The organism is Acinetobacter beijerinckii CIP 110307, assembly GCF_000369005.1.
Classification (GTDB): domain Bacteria; phylum Pseudomonadota; class Gammaproteobacteria; order Pseudomonadales; family Moraxellaceae; genus Acinetobacter; species Acinetobacter beijerinckii.
The window spans coordinates 1,417,783-1,439,392 of sequence record NZ_KB849765.1 but is presented as its reverse complement, the minus strand read 5'-3'; the positions used below and the strand labels follow the sequence as shown (position 1 = coordinate 1,439,392).

The 21,610-nt window shown below is 39.6% G+C and carries 19 protein-coding genes; 10 read left to right on the top strand and 9 right to left on the bottom strand.

The genetic code is table 11. The features are described 5' to 3' along the window. Positions 1 to 12: 12 nt before the first annotated feature. Positions 13 to 303, top strand: a complete 291-nt coding sequence (locus tag F933_RS17310; RefSeq protein WP_005061588.1) for a peptidylprolyl isomerase — start codon at positions 13 to 15, stop codon at positions 301 to 303. A 49-nt stretch (positions 304 to 352) separates the two neighbouring features. Here the strand turns inward: F933_RS17310 and F933_RS12350 are convergent, their stop codons facing one another. The 3 genes from F933_RS12350 to typA form a co-directional block, all read right to left on the bottom strand. Beyond that, entirely contained in the window at positions 353 to 691 is a 339-nt protein-coding gene (locus F933_RS12350) for a gamma-glutamylcyclotransferase family protein (RefSeq protein WP_005061586.1), read from the bottom strand. A 126-nt stretch (positions 692 to 817) separates the two neighbouring features. Continuing rightward, complete coding sequence (gene mscL / locus F933_RS12345; protein WP_005055865.1) at positions 818 to 1,252, bottom strand: large conductance mechanosensitive channel protein MscL; 435 nt, start codon at positions 1,250 to 1,252, stop codon at positions 818 to 820. Between the two features lie 245 nt (positions 1,253 to 1,497). Then, positions 1,498 to 3,333, bottom strand: coding sequence for a translational GTPase TypA (typA, locus tag F933_RS12340; RefSeq protein WP_005055866.1), 1,836 nt, complete (start codon positions 3,331 to 3,333; stop codon positions 1,498 to 1,500). Positions 3,334 to 3,509: 176 nt separating this feature from the next. Here typA and F933_RS12335 point away from each other — a divergent pair, with 176 nt between their 5' ends. The 5 genes from F933_RS12335 (at position 3,510) to F933_RS17260 (ending at position 9,040) form a co-directional block, all read left to right on the top strand. Continuing rightward, positions 3,510 to 4,868 carry a uracil-xanthine permease family protein gene (locus F933_RS12335; protein ID WP_034710849.1) on the top strand — a complete coding sequence of 453 codons (1,359 nt, stop codon included), beginning with the start codon at positions 3,510 to 3,512 and terminating at the stop codon, positions 4,866 to 4,868. A gap of 63 nt (positions 4,869 to 4,931) precedes the next feature. After that, positions 4,932 to 5,948, top strand: coding sequence for a class I SAM-dependent methyltransferase (locus tag F933_RS12330; protein WP_005061582.1), 1,017 nt, complete (start codon positions 4,932 to 4,934; stop codon positions 5,946 to 5,948). A gap of 18 nt (positions 5,949 to 5,966) precedes the next feature. Next, positions 5,967 to 7,424, top strand: a complete 1,458-nt coding sequence (locus F933_RS12325) for an amino acid permease (protein ID WP_005061580.1) — start codon at positions 5,967 to 5,969, stop codon at positions 7,422 to 7,424. A 247-nt stretch (positions 7,425 to 7,671) separates the two neighbouring features. Then, on the top strand, positions 7,672 to 8,877 hold the full coding sequence (locus F933_RS12320; RefSeq protein WP_005061579.1) for an RtcB family protein: 1,206 nt from the start codon (positions 7,672 to 7,674) through the stop codon (positions 8,875 to 8,877). A gap of 4 nt (positions 8,878 to 8,881) precedes the next feature. After that, entirely contained in the window at positions 8,882 to 9,040 is a 159-nt protein-coding gene (locus tag F933_RS17260; RefSeq protein ID WP_005061576.1) for a hypothetical protein, read from the top strand. Between the two features lie 116 nt (positions 9,041 to 9,156). On the opposite strand, the gene omp38 is transcribed toward F933_RS17260, so the two are convergent. Further along, positions 9,157 to 10,215: an outer membrane protein Omp38 gene (gene omp38, locus F933_RS12315; RefSeq protein ID WP_005061574.1), complete on the bottom strand. Its 1,059-nt coding sequence runs from the start codon at positions 10,213 to 10,215 to the stop codon at positions 9,157 to 9,159. 387 nt (positions 10,216 to 10,602) lie between these two features. On the opposite strand from omp38, the gene F933_RS12310 reads away from it, so the two are divergent. From F933_RS12310 to F933_RS12300, 3 genes are all read left to right on the top strand, one after another. Continuing rightward, positions 10,603 to 11,115 carry a GspH/FimT family pseudopilin gene (locus F933_RS12310; RefSeq protein ID WP_005061571.1) on the top strand — a complete coding sequence of 171 codons (513 nt, stop codon included), beginning with the start codon at positions 10,603 to 10,605 and terminating at the stop codon, positions 11,113 to 11,115. Between the two features lie 111 nt (positions 11,116 to 11,226). Beyond that, positions 11,227 to 12,402 (top strand): thiolase family protein, encoded by a 1,176-nt coding sequence (locus F933_RS12305; protein ID WP_005061569.1) that lies wholly within the window; start codon positions 11,227 to 11,229, stop codon positions 12,400 to 12,402. 132 nt (positions 12,403 to 12,534) lie between these two features. After that, positions 12,535 to 12,975 (top strand): VOC family protein, encoded by a 441-nt coding sequence (locus tag F933_RS12300; RefSeq protein WP_005061568.1) that lies wholly within the window; start codon positions 12,535 to 12,537, stop codon positions 12,973 to 12,975. Between the two features lie 75 nt (positions 12,976 to 13,050). Here the strand turns inward: F933_RS12300 and F933_RS12295 are convergent, their stop codons facing one another. The 5 genes from F933_RS12295 to F933_RS12275 form a co-directional block, all read right to left on the bottom strand. Then, a complete protein-coding gene (locus tag F933_RS12295; protein ID WP_005061565.1) occupies positions 13,051 to 13,536 on the bottom strand; it encodes a DUF934 domain-containing protein in 486 nt (161 codons plus the stop codon). Then, the gene (locus F933_RS12290) at positions 13,529 to 15,172 is read right to left on the bottom strand and encodes a nitrite/sulfite reductase (protein ID WP_005061563.1); all 1,644 of its coding nucleotides are present in this window, start codon (positions 15,170 to 15,172) and stop codon (positions 13,529 to 13,531) included. The genes F933_RS12295 and F933_RS12290 overlap by 8 nt, the downstream gene beginning before the upstream one ends. Positions 15,173 to 15,345: 173 nt before the next feature. After that, positions 15,346 to 17,751, bottom strand: a complete 2,406-nt coding sequence (locus F933_RS12285; protein ID WP_005061560.1) for a glucose/quinate/shikimate family membrane-bound PQQ-dependent dehydrogenase — start codon at positions 17,749 to 17,751, stop codon at positions 15,346 to 15,348. A 142-nt stretch (positions 17,752 to 17,893) separates the two neighbouring features. Continuing rightward, on the bottom strand, positions 17,894 to 19,117 hold the full coding sequence (locus tag F933_RS12280; RefSeq protein ID WP_171065964.1) for a carbohydrate porin: 1,224 nt from the start codon (positions 19,115 to 19,117) through the stop codon (positions 17,894 to 17,896). Positions 19,118 to 19,261: 144 nt separating this feature from the next. Continuing rightward, positions 19,262 to 20,380, bottom strand: coding sequence for a CaiB/BaiF CoA transferase family protein (locus F933_RS12275; RefSeq protein WP_005061555.1), 1,119 nt, complete (start codon positions 20,378 to 20,380; stop codon positions 19,262 to 19,264). Between the two features lie 213 nt (positions 20,381 to 20,593). Between F933_RS12275 and F933_RS12270 the strand changes: the two genes are divergently transcribed. Further along, positions 20,594 to 21,607 carry an AraC family transcriptional regulator gene (locus tag F933_RS12270; protein ID WP_005055887.1) on the top strand — a complete coding sequence of 338 codons (1,014 nt, stop codon included), beginning with the start codon at positions 20,594 to 20,596 and terminating at the stop codon, positions 21,605 to 21,607. The last annotated feature ends 3 nt before the right edge of the window (positions 21,608 to 21,610 follow it).

Below are 21,610 nucleotides of genomic sequence, written 5' to 3'. Positions count from 1 at the left end.
GGAGAACAAGATATGAAAACTGCGATTGTTCGACATATTCTTGTGAAAGATAAAGATTTGGCTGAACAGCTAAAAAAACGAATCCAATCGGGTGCTGATTTTGCCAAAATTGCCAAGCAGTATTCAACCTGTAATTCTGCTAAACGGGGGGGTGAACTTGGCGAAGTCAAAAAAGGGCAACTGGTTCCTATCATTGATAAACTCGTTTTTACTGCGGCAGAACGTGTCTTACATGGCCCGATCAAAAGTCAATTTGGATTTCATCTTTTAGAAGTAAAGTTCCGCATGGATGGTTTGAGATAAGATCATGAGCTTAAACTTATCATTTAAGCTCATCGTTTTCTGAATTCCGTTAGCGTTGAACTTGAGATTTCATCACATAAGTCCAAGCTGATGTAGTTGTAGCATTAGATAAATAAACCTGAACTTCTACACGTTGATATTGCTCACCTTCAAAGTCATCCAACATTTGCCAGTTTTGTGCTAACTTTTCTGTACTAAATAGATAACCATCGACAACTGGATCAAGATCATTTAGGACGATCGCAGGCAAACCTTGATCTGGGCCCCAATCTAGTATGTGAATTGTTCCATGTACTGTTGCAGATTGCCAATCACCACCGATCTCACCAAGAATATGTGCATTTTCTCGATTTGGACACAATGTTCCGTAAACAAAAAGTCGATTCATGATTGTATGTTCCATTCCAATATTTTTTGCATATTAAAATCAATCGCTTTAATTTTCTATCAAAAATCTAACAAATATTAAGTAAAAAAAACGGCATTTAAAATGCCGTTTCCTCAACTAAAATGTTCAACCTTGTTTTTTCAACTCATCACGAATTTCACGTAATAATTGGACATCTTCTGGTGTAGGAGCTGGCTCTGCTGGAGCCGCTTCTTCTTGTTTGCGTAAACGGTTCATCACCTTCACCAATAAGAAAACCACCCATGCCAAAATTAAGAAATTAATTAAAATTGTCAAAAAATTACCATAAGATAGGACAGTGAGGCCCGCTTCTTGTGCTTGAACCAAAGTCGTTATATTTTCTGATTCACCACGTAAAACAATAAATTTATTACTGAAATTGACTTCACCACCAATCAGAAAATTAATGATTGGCATTAAAATATCTTTCACTAATGAATCAATGATTTTACCAAATGCACCACCAATAATGACACCAATTGCTAAGTCCATCATATTGCCTTTAATAGCAAATTCTTTAAATTCTTTAATAATGCTCATATATCACTCCAGAGTTGAAATTAAAGTAGCCTGTTTTTGATTTGTTTATTACACAGGTACAATTCTTCACATAATGTTGATAATTTAATATTTTTCTCAAAAAAAGATAGTTATTTCACACTTTAACAACATAATTTATTTTAGGAAAAAGATGAACTTAAGCATGCCGTAATCAATCATTATTTTCAATAAAAAAACCGCTAAATAAATTTAGCGGCTTTTTTCATTCTTCTATTCAAGAAAAATTATTTATCACGATTACGTTTACGTTCGTTTTCAGTTAAATAACGCTTACGAATACGAATCGATTTAGGTGTTACTTCAACTAATTCATCATCTTCAATGAATTCAAGCGCTTGTTCAAGCGTATATTCCATTGCAGGTGTTAAAGTCAACGCTTCATCAGTACCAGATGCACGAACGTTAGTTAACTGTTTCGCTTTAGTTGGGTTAACAACCATATCGTCTGAACGAGAGTTAATACCGATGATCATGCCTTCATAAACTTCAAGCTGTGGTTTAGCAAATAGACGACCACGATCTTGAAGTGTAAACAATGCATAGCCCAAGCAAGTACCTTGAACCATTGAGATCAACACACCGTTTTGACGCTTCGCAACAGTACCTTGTTTAGCAGGACCATAATGCGAGAAGCTTGAAGTCATGATACCAGTACCAGAAGTCATGGTAAGGAATTCTGAACGGAAACCAATCAAACCACGTGAAGGAACAGTCGCTTCAATACGGATACGGCCTTTGCCATCAACTTCCATATTGGTCATCTCGCCTTTACGGAAACCCATTTGCTCCATTACAGAACCTTGGTGCTGCTCTTCAACGTCAAACGTTACGTTCTCAAACGGCTCTTGTCTTTCGCCATCGATTTCTTTCATGATGACTTGTGGACGAGAAACACCCATCTCAAAGCCTTCACGACGCATGTTTTCAATCAATACTGAAAGATGCAGTTCACCACGACCAGATACTTTGAAACGGTCTGGACTGTCAGTATCTTCAACACGCAATGCTACGTTGTGAATCAATTCGCGATCAAGACGTTCACGGATGTTACGTGAAGTAACGAATTTACCTTCTTTACCAGCGAATGGTGAGTTGTTCACTTGGAACGTCATCGAAACTGTTGGTTCATCAACAGATAATGGCGGTAAAGCTTCTACATTTTTCGGATCACAAATCGTGTCAGAAATGTTTAATGCATCAATACCTGTAATACAGATGATGTCACCAGCTGATGCAGATTCTACATCAACACGCTCTAGACCATGGTAACCCATGATTTTTAAGATACGACCGTTACGTGTCTTACCTTCTTTATCAATCACAGTCACTTGAGTGTTTAATTTTACAGAACCACGTTGAATACGACCAACACCGATAACACCTACGAAGCTGTTATAGTCAAGTGATGAAATCTGCATTTGGAAAGGACCATCAACATCAACTGCTGGTGGTTCAACAATATCAACGATCGTTTGGAATAACGGAGTCATATCATCCGCTAATTCTTCTGGTGATGGACCTGCAACACCACGAAGACCTGAAGCATAAACGATTGGGAAATCCAATTGTTCATCAGTTGCACCGAGGTTATCAAATAAATCAAATACTTGATCAATAACCCAGTCACAACGAGCGCTTGGCTTGTCAACTTTGTTAATAATTACGATTGGCTTCAAACCACGTGCGAACGCTTTTTGCGTTACGAAACGAGTTTGTGGCATTGGACCTTCTTGAGAGTCAACAAGAAGCAAAACGCAGTCAACCATCGACATTACACGTTCAACTTCACCACCGAAGTCCGCATGTCCTGGGGTGTCTACAATATTGATGCGATATTCAGTGTTTGTACGTGCATCTAACCATTTGATTGCAGTGTTTTTTGCAAGAATGGTAATACCACGTTCAGACTCAAGCGCGTTAGAATCCATAACACGTTCAATCTCGCCTGCGCGATCACCAAGAGCACCTGATTGTTGTAAAAGTTTGTCTACAAGAGTCGTTTTACCATGATCGACGTGCGCAATAATGGCAATGTTACGGAGAGTTTTAATATCTGACATGTAAAATTCGATACGCTTTAAATTTGAGGGCAAATTATACAGAAAAATACTAAACTTTAGTAGTGACAGTTTATTGACAGAGCATTTTTTTTCTGACGAACTGTAACAGAATCGTTGGTAAAGCACTTTAACTCTATTAGAATATTCCACTAATGCTTACCGCTTTTTATACTCCCATGTCGAATTCTGAACCTCAGCAACAACTTGATCTAGTCTATGGACTCAATGATCAACCGAAACCTTTTGTTGCATTTTTAGCCGCGCTACAACATCTTTTGGCGATTTTAGTTCCCATTGTAACCCCTGGTTTACTCATCTGTTTGGCTCTAGGCGTATCTCGTGAAGATACAAATATGATCTTATCGATGTCGTTAATCATTTCTGGAATCGCTACTTTTTTACAATGTAAAAAAGTTGGTCCTTTTGGCGCAGGCTTATTGATCGTCCAAGGTACAAGCTTTAACTTTATAGGTCCAATCATTGGTATTGGTAGCGCAATGGTCGCAGCAGGCACGCCTGTTGAGCAAGTGATGGCTGCTATTTTTGGTGTGGTAATTGCCGGTTCATTCATTGAAATGGGTGTGTCTCGAATTTTACCATGGGTCAAAAAACTAATTACCCCACTGGTCACAGGTATTGTTGTACTTTTAATTGGTCTTACCTTGATTAAAGAAGGATTGATTAGTATGGGCGGCGGTTATACCGCAATGCAGGACAATACTTTTGCAAATGCCGACAATTTGATCATGTCGTGTACTGTGCTAGGTATTATTATTTTACTCAATCGGATTCGCATTATTTGGGTGAAAAGTTCAGCAATTTTAATCGCTTTAGTCATCGGTTATATTCTTGCAGGATTTATGGGACATTTAAACTTTTCGGTATTACAAGATGCACCGTTAATTCAAATTCCAACCCCTATGCATTTCGGTTTAAGCTTCTCTTGGAGCTTATTTATTCCAATGGCTTTTATTTACCTAGTGACTTCTCTGGAAGCGATTGGTGATGTAACAGCCACCAGTAAAATTTCAAATCAACCTGTTGATGGTCCAATCTGGATGCAACGCATTAAAGGTGGTGTCCTTGTTAATGGTGCAAATTCTTTCCTAGCTGGTATTTTCAACACTTTTCCAAGCTCTGTTTTTGCACAAAACAATGGTGTTATTCAACTCACAGGTGTAGCAAGTCGTTACGTGGGGATCTGGATTGCCGTACTATTGATTATTTTAGGGCTGTTTCCAGCCGTAGCCGCAGTGATTCAGGCAGTTCCACAAGCCGTGCTTGGTGGCGCAGTCATGGTCATGTTTGGTGCGGTTGCTGCTTCAGGTATCAATATTCTTTCGAGTATTCATCTTGATCGTCGTGCATTACTGATTATTGCGATTTCACTTGCACTTGGTTTAGGTGTCGCACAAGTTCCACAGATTCTTGAGCATTTACCTGAATTAATCAAAAATATTTTTAGTTCAGGTGTTGCAACAGGTGGTATTGCAGCCTTGATTTTAAATATTGTTTTACCTGAAACACATAAATAGTTATTTAAACATCACAACTGCCCAGTTTCGCGACTGGGCTTTGTTTTTGATGAGAGATCAAAAATGGATCCACGCAGTGAAGTTGTCATCAGACAGCAAGATTATTTAAATGGGCATGTACTTTTAATCAATGCACCAAATGATCAGCTCGCAAAATTATTGCCAAATCAAGTGCAATCCTCAGTTTGGACTTGGAATTATGCTGATCATCAAGCTTTTCTAAAGAGTGAAATTAACTCCCACTTTTCAGTTGAATTTCCTCAACATGAATTTGATCAAGTGGTAATTTTTGTACCAAAATCTAAGGAATTACTCAATTATATTTTGCATGTGGTGATAAGCCATTTAAAAATGGGGCAAAGCGTCTTTCTGGTGGGTGAAAAGAAAGGAGGCGTAGAGCGCGCAGCAAAACAATTACAGCCCTATGGCAAAACACTCAAACTTGATAGCGCTCGCCACTGTCAATTTTGGCAAATGAAAATTGAAAAAAATGAAATTCTAAAACCACTGGAAGATTGGATAAAAACTTACAGTATTCAAATAGATCAACATACTTTAGAGATCTGCGCCCTCCCAGGCGTGTTTAGTCAAGATCACTTAGATGTCGGAACGGCTGTATTACTCCCTTACCTAAGTCAAGTAAAATCAGGTAAGATTGCCGACTTTGGTTGCGGAGCTGGTGTTATTAGTGGCTATTTAGCCAAGCTTAATCCAAATCAACAGATCTTTGCGCTTGATGTAGATGCATTTGCATTACGGTCAACTGAGATAACATTTAAAAGAAATCAGCTAAATTTAACTCAGTTAACGCTTCAACCTGTTACAGGTTTCCAAGATGCACCTACAGATTTGGATGCAGTTGTAAGTAACCCACCTTTTCATCAGGGAATTCATACTAACTACGATGCGAGTGAAGAACTTTGTCGACGAGCCAAATTACATCTTAAAAATGCAGGTGAATTATGGATCGTTGCGAATCGTTTCTTGAATTACCCGCTCCTGATTGAACAAAGCTTTAGTCATTGTGAACTCAAAGCAGATCAACAAGGATTTAAGGTGCTATATGCCTGTGCGAAATAAACAGTTTAAGGATTTTCTATGAGCGATCTATCTGCTCCTCAACACCTACAGCGTAAGCTCGGTGCTCGTCACCTGAACATGATCGCAATTGGTGGATCAATTGGTACAGGCTTATTTCTTGCGTCAGGCTCTACCATTGCTACTGCTGGTCCTGGTGGTGCATTACTCGCCTATGCATTGATTGGTATTATGATTTATTTCTTAATGACCAGTTTAGGTGAGCTTGCAACGCACACCCCAACCTCTGGTGCATTTTTCACTTATGGCAGCCGCTATGTCGAAGATGGCTTCGGTTTCGCTCTAGGTTGGAACTATTGGTACAACTGGGCAATTACCGTCGCATTTGAACTTGTTGCTGTTCAGTTTATTATGAAATTTTGGTTTCCTGAAATTTCTGGTTTTTACTGGAGCGCATTGTTTCTTGCCGTTATTTTTGGCATCAATGCAATGACAGTAAAAGGCTTCGGCGAAAGTGAATTTTGGTTTTCAATGATTAAAGTTATCGCGATTATTGTATTTATAATCATCGGTATCGCTATGATTGCCAAAATTATGCTCACACCGAATGTTTCAGCTTTTAGTAATTGGACTAAGGGTGATGCTCCTTTCGTTGGCGGTTTACAAGCCTTAGTCGGTGTTGCCATGATTGCAGGATTCTCATTCCAAGGTACTGAAATGGTCGGCGTCGCTGCGGGTGAATCTAAAGACCCTAAAAAGACCATTCCATTAGCGATTAAGCAAATTTTCTGGCGCATATTATTATTCTATATCTTATGTATTTTTATCATCGGGACGCTCATTAGTTATGACAATCCATTGCTATTGCATGCAGCAGAAAGTGAAAATATTGCTCTATCCCCTTTTACATTACTGTATGAAAAAGCAGGTTTCGCCTTTGCAGCCAGCTTGATGAATGCTGTAATTTTAAGTGCGATATTATCTGCGGGTAATTCGGGCATGTACTCATCAACACGTATGCTTTTTGATATGGCGAAACAAGGTCGTGCACCTCAATGGTTCTCAAAACTTGATGGTCGCGGTGTTCCAATGAATGCACTATACGCAACAACAGCCGTTGCTGCATTGTGTTTTTTGACTACATTTATTGGTGAACAGCAAGTATTTAACTGGCTCCTCAATATGTCAGGAATGTGCGGCTTTATTGTTTGGTTGGGTATCGCTATTTCCCACTATCGTTTCCGTAAAGGCTATATCGCTCAAGGTTACAAACTTGAGGATCTTGCATACCAAGCAAAATTTTTTCCATTTGCACCATGGTTTGCATTTATTCTTTGTTCGATCATCATCTTAGGTCAAAACTATCAAGCCATTATGGGTGGAAAAATTGACTGGTTAGGACTGCTTTCAACTTACATCAGTATTCCGTTATTTTTAGCGATTTGGTTAGGTTATAAATGGAAACATAAATCTAAACTTATTGCCTATAAAGACATGAATGTAAAAGAAGGCGAATAAAAATACTTTTTCACTTGACCAAATGCTAAATATGAGTAAAATTCATGCTCATATTTTCATCGGCAATTTTAGATAGGAGAACGCACATGCCATTACTACCAAGTAAAACACTTTAAGATTTGGCACTGTCGTCTCACGGACAAGTGGCAAATCAACTGATCACTTGTCCGAATGTAATAGTTAACCTAGCATTCGCTAGGTTTTTTTATGCCTATTCGGACAGAAAAATACAATAAGAGAGTGTCTTATGGGCATACAAAAAATCCTCAATGCTGAGGCTCAATATGGCGTTCCTGTGAAAATTTTCACAACAGATATTGATAGCGAAAGTATTGAACAATTGAAAAAAATGGCGCAACTGCAATTTATCTATTCGCATATTGCAGTAATGCCTGACGTACATGTTGGCAAAGGTGCAACTGTAGGAAGTGTTATTCCCACAAAGCACGCTATCATTCCAGCCGCTGTTGGTGTTGATATCGGTTGTGGTATGAATGCGATTCGCTTGAATTTAAAAGCGTCACAACTTCCCGATAATCTTACACCTATACGTCATGCTATTGAACGAAAAGTACCTGTTGGTTTTGAATTACATAAACAAATCAAGGCAAAAGCATCGAGTATTATTCCACTGGAAAAAAGATTACAGCCCATTATCAAAAAACATCCGGGCTTAGTCAGAATGCTTAGAAAGTTTGATGCGACGTGGCAAAAGCAACTTGGAACTCTTGGGGGTGGTAATCATTTTATCGAACTCTGCTTAGATGAAAACCAAGATGTTTGGATCATGCTGCACTCTGGCAGTCGCGGTTTAGGTAATGTCATTGGTACCTATTTTATCGAGCTTGCAAAAAAAGAAGCTCAACATCGTTTTGGACACGTTCCAGATAAGGATTTGAGTTATTTTGCAGAGGGTTCAAATAGCTTTGATGATTATGTAGAAGCCGTGGAATGGGCCCAACAATATGCTTATGAAAATCGTCGTGAAATGATGCGACTGATTTTGGAGGCGGTTCGCCCACTGCTTCCACCTTTTCAAATGACCAAAGAAGCTATTAACTGCCATCATAATTATGTCAGTCGCGAGAACCATTATGGTGAAGATCTTTTAATTACTCGTAAAGGTGCGATTCGAGCAGGTTTAGATGAACTTGGAATTATCCCCGGTTCAATGGGAACACGATCGTATATCGTTAAAGGTAAAGCTAATCCTGAATCATTTTGTTCATGTTCTCATGGCGCTGGACGTAAAATGAGTCGTAGCAAAGCAAAGTTATTGTTCAATCAGGATGACTTAATTCGACAAACAGAAGGTATCGAATGTCGTAAAGATACTGGTGTGATTGATGAAATTCCTAGTGCCTATAAAGACATAGATCAAGTCATGGCAAATCAATCTGATCTGATTGAAATTATTCATACACTGAAGCAAGTTTTATGTATTAAAGGTTAATCAAATGAAAATTAAATCAATGCCAAAAATTAAAGTTCGCAATCCTGTGGCTCTATCACCTTTACTGAAAAAAGGAGGGATTCACGAAACAGAAAAGCCACGCGCGCAACATCGTCGTGATCGTCAACAAACTAAGCAACAATTGAATAAAGGTGTATGGTAGAGAAAACCTTTGATCAAATTACTAAAGCTAAGGAGAAATAAAATGAATATTTACAACGGATCCACAATAAAAAAAGCGACTCATTTGAGTCGCTTTTTTCTATCATCAAAACTCAATTATTGAGCTTGTTGACCTGGTTGTACAAGAACAGTACGGCTACCAGTGATCGCAGCGAATACGCGACGGTTCATAGCACGACCTTCTTTAGTTTTGTTGTCAGCAATCGGTTGATCCCAAGCGAAACCTTGAGTAGACAAGCGAGATGCATTTACGTTGTATTCGTTAACAAGTGCTGATTTAACAGAGTTAGCACGAGCTAAAGATAAACGTTCGTTCAACTTACGTGGACCAGTGTTATCTGTGTGACCTTCAATACGAGCAGTCGCATTCGGGTATTCAGCCAATTTCTCTGCAACTTTAGCAATTTCAGATTTGTATTGTGGCTTAATATCAGACTTGTTCGTATCAAAGAATACGCGAAGTTCCATGTTAAGGTCTTCAGTCAACTCTTGTGGTTGTGGAGCAACTGGAGTTGGTTCAACTGGAGCAACTTCTACTACTGGTGCAGCAGGTTTCAAGTGACCGCCAAGAACTACGTTTAAGCCAGCAAGAGCTGTATAGTTCCAGAAGTCTTCATCGATATTATAAGTACCACGAGCTTCTGTACGAAGAGATAAAGCATCGTTTAAGCGCCAGAAAGCACCAAAACCAGCATTACCTAAAGTACCTTCTTCTTTCAAGCCACGACCAGCACGACCCAATTGAACATCAGTAGCATTATCAAATGTATATTTGTAGTGACCAGCACCTAATAATACATATGGTTTGATTTTGCTGTCGTAGTTTTTAGTGATTAAATCAGAAGTAACGTAGAAGTTACCGTTGATTTGCTGTTGTTTGTATTCAGCGTTAGCTGTAGCGCCGTCAACATCACCTTTAACTTGGTTATATTCAGCTTCAAAACCTAACCAAGGTGTTAATTCAACACCAAGTGCAGCACCAACGAATAAATCGTCTTGAATTTCAGCACCGTTAGTTAAATTTTCAGTACTGTTGTTGTGCTTAGAATCTTGAAATGTGTAACCAAGCATTAATGGAGTTACTGTAACACCGGCATTAGCAGCAGCTAAAGGAGCAGCAACAAGCATAGCAAGTGCAATACGACTCAATTTCATGGATATCCTCCAGAGATAACAATTGTTTGTTGTTCAAGCTTAGCCTATGATTTTTGGCCCCATAAACATATGAATGTTCATAGTATTTTTTTTAAGCTATTCACTTCACTTTGAATCATACAAACACTTGATCAATTTTCCAAGTGCTTGATAACTTTAACCTCGTAAATTATTGACAAAAATTCTTACAATTTCCGTTGTAGTTCAGTAAATTTACAATTCAAAACTAAGATGTAAATAGCTTATCTTTCGCTTGCTTCGATTTTAGCAGCATTTTGCTCGAGAAGTAATCGTTAGTTTTTCTAATACTAAACTTTATTTAATAAATACAGTAATTACTTAACACTTTGTTAATAAAAAAATTACAGAAACATACATGGGTAAATTATGTTTAAAGCATTTGGATTCACAATCAGTGAATTGTTGATCGTGATCACAATTTTTTCTGTTTTAATTTGGATCACTATTCCCTCTTTTCAAGAGTTATTGATTAAGAATGAAGCAAATCAAATTAAAAAAGTACTGACAATTCATATACAAAAAGCCAAATCCGAAGCACAAATTCGTCATAAAAATGTGACTTTGTGCGCAAGTTTAGATCTCATCAACTGTCATCATGATTGGAATAATGGCATGATCGGTTTTTTGGATATCAATAATAATCGATTAAGAGATCCTGATGAAGTTCTTTTATACGCAGTTCCATTAAATTATAAATATGGAAATTTGGATTGGAGAGGTACGCTTAGAGTCAACTCAGTCACATTTCAAGGTGATACTGGATTACCTAGAGGCTCGAATGGTAGTTTCTTTTATTGCTCGAGTTCGCCTAAGCACCATAAAAGAATAAGACTCAGTTCCATGGGCAATATAACACCAGAAGATATAGCAACATGTTGAAAACTCTTCAGTCTAGCTTAAACGATGTAAAACACTTTATTCCCCTCTTTTTTTTACTATACTGCATAGGTTTTGAACATTCTCTGCAAATTATAAGTCTGGAGACACACAATGACTGACATCGTAATTGTAAATGGCGCTCGTACAGCAATGGGCGGCTTCCAAGGTGCTTTATCAAGTGCAACTGCACCTGAATTAGGTGCAGTAACAATCAAAGAGGCTATTGTGCGTTCTGGTTTACAACCAACTGATGTAGAAGAAGTCATCATGGGGTGTGTTCTTCCAGCGGGACTAAAACAAGGACCTGCACGCCAAGCCATGCGTAAAGCGGGCTTACCTGACTCTACTGGTGCTGTAACAATTAACAAATTGTGTGGTTCAGGCATGAAAGCAGTCATGCAAGCAGCAGATATGATCAAAGCTGGCAGCGCAGAGATCGTTGTTGCAGGTGGCATGGAATCCATGACCAATGCTCCTTATGTATTGCCAAAAGCTCGTGCAGGTTACCGCATGGGTCATGGCGAAATCAAAGACCATATGTTCCTTGATGGTCTAGAAGATGCTGAAACAGGTCGTTTAATGGGTTCATTTGCACAAGATATGGCAAATACTCGTGGCTATACGCGTCAGCAAATGGATGACTTTGCAATTCGCTCTTTACAACGCGCACAAAAAGCAATTACCGAAGGGTATTTCAAAGATGAAATCGTTCCAGTAACTGTTTCTAGCCGTAAAGGTGATGTTGTTGTTGATCAAGACGAACAACCATTAAATGCAAAAATTGACAAAATTCCAAGTTTGAAACCAGCATTTGCAAAAGACGGTACAATTACCGCTGCAAATGCAAGCTCAATATCTGATGGTGCTTCAGCACTGGTATTAACCTCAAGTGATGTTGCCGCACAACGTGGTTTACAACCATTAGCAAAAATCCTAGCAACAGCGTCAAACTCACAGCACCCTTCTGAATTTACCATTGCGCCTGTTGGTGCAATTGAGAAAGTACTGAAGAAAACAGGTTGGGATGCGCAAGACGTTGACCTTTGGGAAATCAATGAAGCTTTTGCAATGGTGACGATGTGCCCAATTGATGATTTCAAATTAGATGCAGAAAAAGTAAATATCAATGGCGGTGCTTGTGCTTTAGGTCATCCTGTAGGTTCTACAGGCTCACGTATTATTCTTACATTAATTCATGCGCTCAAACGTACTGGTGGTAAGAAAGGTATTGCAGCATTATGTATCGGCGGCGGTGAAGCAACTGCTGTCGCAATTGAATTAATCTAAAATTCAAAACTGTTAGTAAAAATCCTGCATTTCAGCAGGATTTTTACTTTTTTGATTACAAAAAATAATCCACCAGTTGTTAAAATCCCGATAAGTTATGTTCTGTATAAAAAAACAACAAGGACTCTCACAATGCAACTCAATCACTATTTAAATTTTAAAGGGCAAACTGAACAAGCATTTATCTTTTATCAGTCAGTTTTCGGCGGTGAGTTCGCACTGATTAGCCGCTATGGAGATATGCCGCCTACCGAAGGTGTCACTTTATCTGAGGCTGACAAAAGCTTAATTCTGCATGTATCTTTGCCGATCAATGAATACACAGTTTTAATGGGATCAGACGTAAATGATCAGTTTTGCGCCCCAAATAGCGTATTCACGCAGGGCAATAATCATTATATTTCAATCAATATTGAACATGATGAAATGGAAGCCCGTCGTCTATTCAATCAATTATCGGTGCATGGTCATATTGAAATGCAATTGGAAAGAACTTTTTGGGGTGCACTTTACGGCGCATTTACTGATCAGTTCGGCATAAAATGGATGGTGAATTGTCAACTTGAAGAATAGGCTTTTAGAATAATCAACATAAAAAAGCCAAACATTCGTTTGGCCTTTTTTATTCAAACATAAAGCTTAATAAAATTAAGCACCTGTCTGATAACTCGCTTTTGGCACAGCTGTTGAAGCTTGATAAGGGTTGGTAAAATCTTGAAGCCCGGCAGCTGCTTCATGAATATCTTTACCTTCTTTCACGACGAAGGTATCAAAACCAGAACGTTTTAAATAGTTTAAAACATCTTTGAAGATATCCCCGACAGCACGTAACTCACCTTGGTAACCTTGGCGACGTAACAATGCTGCGAATGAATAACCGCGACCATCATTAAAGCCTGCAAACTCAATGAAGATTGCATCCAATTCATTTAATGGAAATTGATGCGTTTCAGGTGAATCATTCACTGTAATGTATAGTGCTTTTTTACCTTGCACATTACTTAATTGATCCAACTGAGCAGTTGTTAACACCACATCACCTTGTGAAATTACGCCATCTTCAGAAATCACTTGATAAGAATTATCAGTGATTGTGCCATCTTTAGAGAGCACTTGTAGTGATGTATTAAGCATATGCACGCTCCTTAAATGGTTGAATACCAACACGGCGATATGTATCGATAAAACGCTCACCTTCATTACGTAAATCAAGATAAGTATTGAGAATTTCTTCAATGACATCAGGCACTGCATCAGCAGCAAAAGATGGTCCTAAAATATCACCAATAGATGCATCATGATTTGCATTGCCACCTAAAGTGATTTGATAAAACTCTGCGCCTTTCTTATCGACACCAAGAATACCGATATTGCCGACGTGGTGGTGACCACACGCATTCATACAACCAGAAATATTTAAATCAAGTTCACCAAGGTTATAAATGGTGTCTAAATCATCAAAACGACGGCTGATTGCTTCAGAAATTGGAATCGATTTCGCATTTGCCAATGAACAGAAATCACCACCAGGACAGCAAATAATATCGGTAATAAAGCCGATATGTGCACGTGCCATGTCGCTGTGTTCAAGCGTTTGCCACAATTCAAATAAGTCTTTTTGCGGCACATCGACCAATGAAATATTTTGTTCGTGTGTGGTACGGAACTCGCCGAAAGTATATTTATCGGCTAAGTCAGCAATTAAGTTCATTTCTTCACTAGTGACATCACCAGGGGCAATACCTGCACGCTTTAAAGAAAGCGTGACGATACGATAACCTTTGACCTTATGTGCATTGGTATTAACGTTAAACCACTGTTTGAACTTTGGATGTGCAGCGAATAAATCTGTGAAGTCTTGATCTTCTAAATCTTGATAATCAAATGGTGTAAATTCTTCATCCAATTTTTTCAAGATTTCAGGTTGAATCTTTAAGGCTTCACGCGTGTGTTCAAATTCAGCTTCAACTTTTTCGGCAAATACTTGTGGTGTTAATGCTTTCACCAAAATTTTGATACGTGCTTTGTATTTGTTATCACGACGACCATGCAAGTTATAAACACGTAAAGTCGCTTCTAAATATGCAATTAAATCTTCGCGTGGTAAAAACTCACGAATCACGCTACCAATAATTGGAGTACGACCTAGGCCACCACCTGCCATGATTTTATAACCGATTTCGCCAGCTTCATTGCGAACGATATAAACACCAATATCATGGAATGCTGTTGCAGCACGATCTGTTTCTTCTAAAGCAGAAACTGCGATCTTGAACTTACGCGGCAAGAATGCAAATTCAGGGTGGAATGTACTCCACTGACGAATCAATTCACATGTTGGGCGTGGGTCAGCAATCTCACCTGCAACCACACCTGCAAACTGGTCAGTCGTTGTATTACGAATACAGTTACCTGAAGTTTGTACAGCATGCATTTGTACTGTTGCGAGTTCAGCAAGAATATCAGGTACATTTTCTAGAGCAGGCCAGTTCAACTGAATATTTTGACGGGTTGAAACGTGTGCATAACCACGATCGTACTCTGTCGCAATTTCAGCAATTTTTCTGAGTTGTTTAGTATTCATCAAGCCATACGGCACAGCGATACGGAGCATAGGTGCATAACGCTGCACGTACAGACCATTTTGCAAACGTAGTGGACGATATTCGTCTTCTGTTAATTTTCCAGCTAAATAGCGTTCTGTTTGATCGCGAAACTGAGCAACACGTTGGTTAATCAATTGTTGATCGAAATCCGTATATAAATACATGGCGTATGGCTAGTCATTCATTATAAAGGCGACTAGCATAGCGAGCTTTTATTCATCAACAAAATGCTTTTTTTGCATATTTAATAACGATTTTATTGATAAGCCTATCTAATTGCCACAAAAAGAAAAAGCCCAGACGAATCTGAGCTTTGATATTCAATTTCTAAATGAAATTAGTTCTTATCTGGCAATGCATATGCCACGAGATAGTCACCCATTTTGGTACCAAATGAACCATGTCCACCGGCCATAATCACCACATATTGTTTGCCATTGGCTTCATAAGTCATTGGTGTTGCTTGCCCACCCGCAGGTAAACGTGCTTCCCATAATTTATCGCCATTTGAAACATTAAAGGCACGGATGTAATTATCTTGTGTCGCACCGACAAACATCACATTACCCGCAGTTGAAATCGAACCGCCTAAACCTGGTACACCAATTTTCACTGGTGGTAACTGGAATAGCGTTGGTAAGCTGTCACGAATGGTACCAATACGTTTTTTCCATACTACTTCATGTGTTTTTAAATCCACACCAGCAACAAAGCCCCAACCTGGTTGTTTACATGGTAAACCCAATGGAGACAGGAATGGGCTGATATCAACACCATATGGCGTACCATACATCGGTTGCATGCCCTGTTCTGTACCAGCACCACGTGCCACAGGTTGACGGTTTGGATCTGCAGGAATCAAGCGACTAACGAATGGCAAGCCAATCGGGTTCATCACCGCAACTTGACGATCCGCATTCACAGACATACCGCCCCACTCAAATACACCTAAGTTTCCTGGGAATACCAAGGTTCCATTTTCAGAAGGTGGTGTATAAATACCATCGTAGTTTAGACGTTTAAATTTCACACGACACATTAACTGGTCAAACATGGTGGCACCCCACATGTCTTTATCTGTTAATTTATCTTTCGGTGCTAAGTTAAAGTCAGAGAATGGTTGAGTTTTAGCGTAGAACTCACCTTTAGTCTGTGGTCCCCACTTCACTGTTTGCGGTACTGGTTTTTCAGTAATCGGTACAATCGGCTGACCAGTACGACGATCTAAAACAAAGGCATTCCCTGTTTTAGTCAATACATAAATTGCAGGCACTGTTTGACCTGATTTATCTTGAATATCAGCCAATGAAGGTTGTGATGGTACGTCCATATCCCACAAATCATGATGTGTGGTTTGGAAGTTCCATACCAGTTTACCCGTCGTTGCATTGATCGCCAGCATTGAGTTGGCATAACGCTCTTTCAGCTCGGTACGATCTCCACCCCAGATATCTGGTGTACCTACACCTGTTGGGACATAAACGATATCTAGTTTAGAGTCATAGGCAAGTGGCGCCCATGCATTTGGTGAGTTATGAACAAACTGCGTGTCTTGACCTGGCATTGCATTTGGATCAGCTGCACCAGTATCAAACACCCACAATAATTTACCTGTGTTCACATCATAACCACGAATCACGCCTGATGGCTCTTTATTCGAATGGTTATCGGTAACTGAACCAGCAATCACCACAGTTGTACCAGAAACTACACCCGGAGATGTTGGGTTATAACCACCTGGATAAGCATATGGCATGAACTCTTGCAAGTTCACCTCACCATTTTGACCAAAGTCAGAACATGCTTTTCCTGTATCTGCATTCACGGCCACCAAACGACCATCATTGACAGGTACAAACACTTTACGTGGACACTCGGTTGAGCTCGACTTCTTCGCTTGTAAACTGGTTGCAAATTCAGTGGTATTGGAAGCATCGTAGTACATCACACCACGACAGGTTAAATGCTGGAAGGTTTTATCAGTTTTGAGTTTAGGATCAAAACGCCATTTTTCCTTACCTGTCGCAGGATCAATCGAGATTAGATGTTGATGTGGCGTACACATAAACATGTTATTGCCGATCTTGATTGGTGTTACTTGGTTGGTAGTTTCACCCGAATCATTTGCAGTGCGGAAATCACCCGTACGTAATGTCCAAGCCACTTTAAGATCTTTGACATTTTTATCGTTGATCTGTGTCAATGGAGAATAACGTTCACCGCCCTGACTACGACCATATGCAGGCCAATCTTCAGGGGCAACGCCATCCACTGCTTTCGCTTGTGCTGGCTGTGGCGTTTGAATCACACCATTGATTTCTTGTGGATCATTAAAGATTGAGTACACCATCACCACAATCGCAATGGCTAATGTCGATGATAACGCGACTTTACTTGAAGTGAGATTATCAATCCCACGCGTCACAGCTGGAATGAGTAACCATAAACCTAGAATTCCAAGAATATCAAGGCGTGGCGCCAGTGCCCAGAAGTCAGTTCCAACTTCCCAAACACCCCAAATCACACTGCCTAACATCAATGCAGCATAGACCCATAGTGGTCCAGATGCTCGCTTATACAATTGTACTGCTACGATCAGTAACAACACACCTGCAATTACATAATAAAAAGACCCGCCAATTGTCGCGAGCCAGACACCACCTACAAGCAAGAACAATGCAATGAGGGTGATAATCACCACCGTCAAAGTTCTAAGCCCAGATTTTGAAGCAGATTGATTCATAAGATCACCTTGCATCTTTTATATTTTAAATCCATAAAAAGTAGAAAATCTCATTCTATGGTCGAGTTCAAATCACAATAACAATCTTGCAGATATCGCCTATCATCTGAACTGCATCTGCAAAACTGCCCGAGTATCGAAATTAGAAAATAGTTTGGAACTTGATACCGCCAACCCAAGTTTTATCACCATCTTTCAGTGCGCCCACATGATGAACATACTGAATATTTGGACGGATAGTTAACCAGTTGGTCGCATGAATGCCGTAATACAACTCGGTGTTATATTCTTCATCCAATAGACTATTGTTTTTGTCATTGGCGTGAATACGAGCCACCCCTAAAGCAATTTCATCTTGAGGACGCTGATCCAACAAACCTTTATAGACCAATCCGACATTTTGCATGTCTTTGATGGCATTGGTTTTAGAGTCATGCACTGTGACATTGACAAAACCAGCCAAACCACGATCTGACTGACCATCATGGCGCGTTAACTGTTGTTTCGCAGTAAACCAGCCACCTTGTTTGTGTCCAGTTTTTGATGGATTCTCAATTTCTGTGGCATCCGCTGTACTGTAGTAATAACCAAAGCGATATTCACCTGAAAGAGATTGTTGACCTAATTTTGGTGTCCAAACCAGTTCAGCAGGAATAATTGCACCACGCGAACCATCTGTACTCAGGTTAAAACCTTTGCCACGTTGCAAATTTTCAGGGTTATATTCATATGCACCAATTTGTGCATAAAGATCTGGCTGTAGGTTATATTTGACACGTAACGCCCATTGGCTCACAGGCCAGTTGTACCATTGATCACCAACCCAGTTCCCAACTTGAGAACCGCATAACGACAAATTTTGGAAATCACAGTCAAAACTGTTGAAATCTTCACCTTCACCAAAACGACCAACTTTAATATCTAAAGCTTGATCTAAAAATTTCTTTTTGATCCAGAGATCGGTTAAGCGCCAGGTTTGACCACGACCCCATACTTCTTGTACCGAACTTTGGTGACCTTGTAAGCCATCTGCGCTTTGTGACAAAGACTGACCATCACGATAGGTAACGGTGATTTGAGCCTCAGTATCTTGCCAACCTAAAATTTTATTTAGATCGAAGTTTGTGCCCAAAGCCAGTTGTCCAGTAAATTCACTACCATGGCTTGAATGCTGTTTAGAATCTAAAACCCCTGCAAATTCACCTGTGTAATCAGCAGAAAATTTATAACCTTGCTCTTGCAACGCAGTGCGCTGACCGTTCCAATCACCAAACAGCCATTGACCATTCGGGTCAAATGCGGAAGATGCTGCCTGAGTATATTGTGTGAAAAGACTCAATGAGAGAACGGATAAACAAGAAACAATCATAGACTTAGAGATTGTCATGTTTACGTAACCTTTTATGTTTTTGTACATAAAAGGTTACTCTTATTTTTAAATTACAATTTATTCAAAATGTTAACAATCTGTACAATATTTTAACAATCAGTGATCAACTGCACACATTTTCTACCATTTCCCTTCTCCCAAACCCTGCCCGATAAATTGATACTTCATTTGAGAGCGAGAAAACTTAATCGGACAAGCTAATTGAGGCTCTGTTTCAGATGCATTTTCAGATAAGGGTACATCAACAACCCAACTCCGTTGCTGTGCCATTGGCGAAATTAATGCTTCATCTAGGCTAAGCACAGGTTCAACACAAATATCCAAGCTTTGGAATAAATGTTGCCATGCTACAAAATCTTGAGTTTTAAACTTTTCCTGTAATGCCTGTTTAACCGCTTGACGATCTTTAGAGTCAAAAGATGCTCCTTTTGCCATGAGGATTGGTAAATCTAAAGCAGCAGCAAGACCTGACATAAATTGAGGTTCTAAACTTCCCACTGAGAAATAACGACCGTCTTTGGTTTGATAATAGTCGTAGAAGCTTGAACCATTCAACATGCCTTGCTCTGGGCCTTGTGGTGTTTGACCAGCTAAACTCGCTGAGGCCGCCATACTATTTAGACTCGCCACACAGTCGGTCATGGAAATATCAATATATTGCCCCATACCACTACGTTGACGCTCCACAACTGCGGCTAAAATCCCAATAACAGCATGTAAAGAACCGCCTGCAACATCAGCAATTTGAATTCCAAGTGGTGGTGGACCACTGTCTTGGCGACCGCTATGACCTGAAACACCCGCTAATGCTAAATAATTAATGTCGTGGCCTGCACGATCTTTATATGCACCCGTTTGACCATAACCTGTAATCGAACAATAGATGAGTCGAGGATTGATTTCTGCCAAAGTCTCATAATCTAAACCTAAACGGCGCATCACATCTGGACGGAATTGCTCTAGTACAATATCAAACTCAGAAATTTTAGTTTTGATCAGTTCAATATTCGCTGCATCTTTTAAATCTAAAGCTATCGACTGCTTATTCCGATTCAGATAACTATGCGCAGTGGCTTGTCCATTCGCATAGGGTGGCATAATCCTTACCAAGTCTGGACGTGTCGGTGATTCAATATGGATAACTTCTGCACCCATGTCTGCAAGATACATACTGGCAAAAGGACCAGGTAATAAAGTAGAAAAATCGAGGACTTTCAATCCTTTTAAAGCAGATGGCATGATAATTTTTACTCAATTTGTTTAGATTTTCTTTTATACTAGGTACGGATAAACACAAAAACAATGTCATGTTCAGCCATTTACCTTGATAGTTTCGGCAATTTAACATGTACACATTGAGCAATTATTTTTCTTGTCAATTGCCCAATTTGATATTTTAGACGGTTATTTAGGTCAATTATCGTGAATAGTAAAGAAACTGAAGGATTCAATATGAGCCGTGATACGATCAGCATCCACTTCGTGAATGCGGCTTTAACAGGTGTTAAGCGCCTAGGCATGGACGTTGAAACATTACTTTCACATGTCGGTATAGAAGCAGAATTACTGCGACAACCTAAAGCTCGAATCTCCCCTGAGCAATACACTCGTTTTGTCAAAATGTTGTGGATGGTGACTCAAGACGAACATGTTGGTTTTGATATACAACCACGTCGTTTAGGTACATTTGCAATTATGTGCCAGTTAATTATCCATTCTAAAACGCTTGGACAAGCACTTGAATTATCATCTCAGTTCTACAAACTGTTTGGAGATGAATGGTCGGTAAGTTTAGAGCGCGATAAACACGAAGCTCGCCTTGTCCCCCATATTCCAAAAGCATTAGATCCTGATCATTTTATTACTGAAAGTATGCTGATGATTTGGCATGGATTAGCATCTTGGTTGATTGAACGTCGTCTACCTTTGGAACGTGTTCATTTTGGTTATGAACGTCCAAATCACGCCGATGAATACGATGCATTGTTCTTTGCACCTGTAATGCAATTCGATGCACCTCGCACTGAAATTACTTTTGCTGCGGACTATCTCGATTTACCAATTCGCCAAGATGAAAATACTTTAGAAGAGTTTTTAAAAGCTGCGCCTGCACAGTTATTGGTGAAATTCAAAAACACCAATTCATTGACTTCACGTATCAGAGATGTCTTGAAGAGCCAAATCGGCGAAGAAATGCCAACATTGAATGATGTTGCATCGATGTTGTATCTATCACCGCAAACTTTACGTCGTCGTTTAGCAGCGGAAGGTAAGAGCTACCAAGGTGTTAAAGATGCCTTGCGTCGTGATGCTGCAATTCATTTATTGTTGACTCCAAACCTCACTCTTGAAGATGTCGCTCAACAAGTCGGCTTTAGTGAAACCAGTACTTTCCACCGTGCCTTTAAGAAATGGACGGGTGTAACACCTGGTTTATATCGTCAATTGCATGGACATCATAACTAATTT

Bases quoted from the DNA above. Each gene is read 5' to 3' on its own strand.
- F933_RS17310 (WP_005061588.1), top strand. From the start codon at position 13: ATGAAAACTGCGATTGTTCGACATATTCTTGTGAAAGATAAAGATTTG.
- F933_RS12350 (WP_005061586.1), bottom strand. From the start codon at position 691: ATGAATCGACTTTTTGTTTACGGAACATTGTGTCCAAATCGAGAAAAT.
- F933_RS12300 (WP_005061568.1), top strand. From the start codon at position 12,535: ATGCAACTCAATCACTATTTAAATTTTAAAGGGCAAACTGAACAAGCA.
- mscL (WP_005055865.1), bottom strand. From the start codon at position 1,252: ATGAGCATTATTAAAGAATTTAAAGAATTTGCTATTAAAGGCAATATG.
- F933_RS12325 (WP_005061580.1), top strand. From the start codon at position 5,967: ATGAGCGATCTATCTGCTCCTCAACACCTACAGCGTAAGCTCGGTGCT.
- F933_RS12285 (WP_005061560.1), bottom strand. From the start codon at position 17,751: ATGAATCAATCTGCTTCAAAATCTGGGCTTAGAACTTTGACGGTGGTG.
- omp38 (WP_005061574.1), bottom strand. From the start codon at position 10,215: ATGAAATTGAGTCGTATTGCACTTGCTATGCTTGTTGCTGCTCCTTTA.
- F933_RS12335 (WP_034710849.1), top strand. From the start codon at position 3,510: ATGTCGAATTCTGAACCTCAGCAACAACTTGATCTAGTCTATGGACTC.
- F933_RS12270 (WP_005055887.1), top strand. From the start codon at position 20,594: ATGAGCCGTGATACGATCAGCATCCACTTCGTGAATGCGGCTTTAACA.
- F933_RS12290 (WP_005061563.1), bottom strand. From the start codon at position 15,172: ATGTATTTATATACGGATTTCGATCAACAATTGATTAACCAACGTGTT.
- F933_RS12320 (WP_005061579.1), top strand. From the start codon at position 7,672: ATGGGCATACAAAAAATCCTCAATGCTGAGGCTCAATATGGCGTTCCT.
- F933_RS12305 (WP_005061569.1), top strand. From the start codon at position 11,227: ATGACTGACATCGTAATTGTAAATGGCGCTCGTACAGCAATGGGCGGC.
- F933_RS17260 (WP_005061576.1), top strand. From the start codon at position 8,882: ATGAAAATTAAATCAATGCCAAAAATTAAAGTTCGCAATCCTGTGGCT.
- F933_RS12275 (WP_005061555.1), bottom strand. From the start codon at position 20,380: ATGCCATCTGCTTTAAAAGGATTGAAAGTCCTCGATTTTTCTACTTTA.
- typA (WP_005055866.1), bottom strand. From the start codon at position 3,333: ATGTCAGATATTAAAACTCTCCGTAACATTGCCATTATTGCGCACGTC.
- F933_RS12330 (WP_005061582.1), top strand. From the start codon at position 4,932: ATGGATCCACGCAGTGAAGTTGTCATCAGACAGCAAGATTATTTAAAT.
- F933_RS12310 (WP_005061571.1), top strand. From the start codon at position 10,603: ATGTTTAAAGCATTTGGATTCACAATCAGTGAATTGTTGATCGTGATC.
- F933_RS12295 (WP_005061565.1), bottom strand. From the start codon at position 13,536: ATGCTTAATACATCACTACAAGTGCTCTCTAAAGATGGCACAATCACT.